Below are 1838 nucleotides of genomic sequence, written 5' to 3' on the forward strand. Positions count from 1 at the left end.
GATGGGTGAGATAGGCATCGCCGAAGGTCATCCAGAATCGGATACGCTGGATTTCGGGGAGATGGGTTTTGAGCGATTCAATCTCCTCGTGATACATCTGGTACATATTCTTCGGGCCGACCGCCTCAAAGTCGAATTCCTGCTTGTGGGTCAAGGGCGGCCCCTCGACCCAGGCGCCATTCTCCCAGTGCCGCGAATTGGCGGTGACTTCCCTGATATTGATCTCGGGATTGAAATTGGTGGCGAAATGCTGGCCGTGATCGCCGCCGTTGCAATCGAGAATATCGAGCGTGTCGATCGTGTCGAAATGATGTTTCTTCAGCCAACAGGTGAACACGCTGGTCACGCCGGGGTCAAAGCCGGAACCGAGCAGCGCCATGATCCCCGCATCCCTGAACCGCTCGTGATAGTCCCACTGCCATTTATACTCGAATTTAGCCTCGTCGCGTGGCTCGTAATTGGCGGTGTCCAGATAATCGGTTCCGGTTGCGAGGCAGGCGTCCATGATCGGAAGATCCTGGTAGGGCAAGGCAAGGTTGACCACCAACACGGGCATCTCCCTTTCGATCAGCACGGTAAGCGCCGGCACGTCATCGGCGTCAATTTGCCTTGTCGAGATTTTCACTCCCGTGCGCTGTTTGACCGAGTCTGCGATGGCTTTACATTTGGACAAAGTCCGACTGGCCAATAATATCTCGGTAAAAGGTCCGCTGCCCGTCGCTATCAGCTGTGCCATTTTATGCACCGCCACCGAACTGACGCCGCCTGCGCCAATCACCAAAATTTTGCCCATGAATTCCACTCTAAATGCTGGAGAAATGTAAGCCCCGCATATAGGAAGAGACTATGACAGAGCAATACCTGATGGACCCTGAACGGAAACCAACCCTCGCAGGGGTCGAAAGAGCAGCCGGGAAGATCGCAATGATCCTGCCCGCTACGCCACTGTTGCCACTGGAAATCGACGGTAAAACCATCTGGTGCAAAGCGGAATGCCTGCAACCCATTGGCGCGTTCAAGATTCGGGGTGGATGGCACCGTTTGACCGACCTCACCGACAATCAGAAAAAACACGGTGTTGTTGCATTTTCCAGCGGCAATCATGCGCAGGGTGTGGCCTGGGCCGCACGCAGGCTTGGTGTGCCAGCGACGATCATCATGCCCGAGGATGCTCCAAGGGCGAAGCTGGACAACACCAGGGCGCTTGGCGCCGAAATCATCACCTACGACCGTCTGAATGGCTCTCGTGAACAGATGGCTGCCGATATATCGCGGGCAACCGGAGCCGTCGTGGTTCCCAGCTTTGATGATCCATGGATTGTTGAAGGGCAGGGCAGTTGCGGACTGGAGATACGAGAACAGATGCTCGCCCGAACCGGGTCGGCACCAGATCAGATTGTCGCCTGTTGCGGTGGCGGCGGGCTCGCCAGCGGTTCCGCTCTCGCAAATCCGGAGGCAAAAATCGTGGTGGTCGAACCGGAAGGCTGGGACGATATGACGCGGTCGCTGGAAGTTGGAACTATCGTGCCGGTTGGAAAGGATCCACCGGCAACCGACTGTGACGCGCTGCAAACGCTCAGGGTTTCGTCTATTACGTTTGATATATTGCGGGATCGTGGGGCCACAGGCGTGGCCGTTTCCGCCGATGAAGTGCATCACGCCATGCGCGTTGCGTTCGAGAAACTGCATCTGGTTGTCGAACCAGGCGGTGCAGTCGCGCTTGCAGCATTACTGGCTGGCAAGGTGAAGGCAACGGATCGCACCGCAATCACGCTGTCCGGCGGGAATGTCGACAATCAACTATATGCGAAAATCATCACGGGTGGTTAGAGCCTGAT

At 56.4% G+C, this 1838-nt stretch carries 2 protein-coding genes; one reads left to right on the top strand and one right to left on the bottom strand.

Features of this window, described 5'->3' with window-relative positions:
- A partial coding sequence (locus tag WBM93_RS08735) for a saccharopine dehydrogenase NADP-binding domain-containing protein (RefSeq protein ID WP_424430985.1) occupies nt 1-793 on the bottom strand: 793 nt, incomplete at its 3' end.
- 53 nt (nt 794-846) lie between these two features.
- On the opposite strand from WBM93_RS08735, the gene WBM93_RS08740 reads away from it, so the two are divergent.
- Nucleotides 847-1830, top strand: coding sequence for a threonine ammonia-lyase (locus tag WBM93_RS08740; protein ID WP_424430988.1), 984 nt, complete (start codon nt 847-849; stop codon nt 1828-1830).
- Nucleotides 1831-1838 lie beyond the last annotated feature (8 nt).

This window comes from Parasphingorhabdus sp., assembly GCF_049667325.1.
GTDB lineage: Bacteria > Pseudomonadota > Alphaproteobacteria > Sphingomonadales > Sphingomonadaceae > Parasphingorhabdus.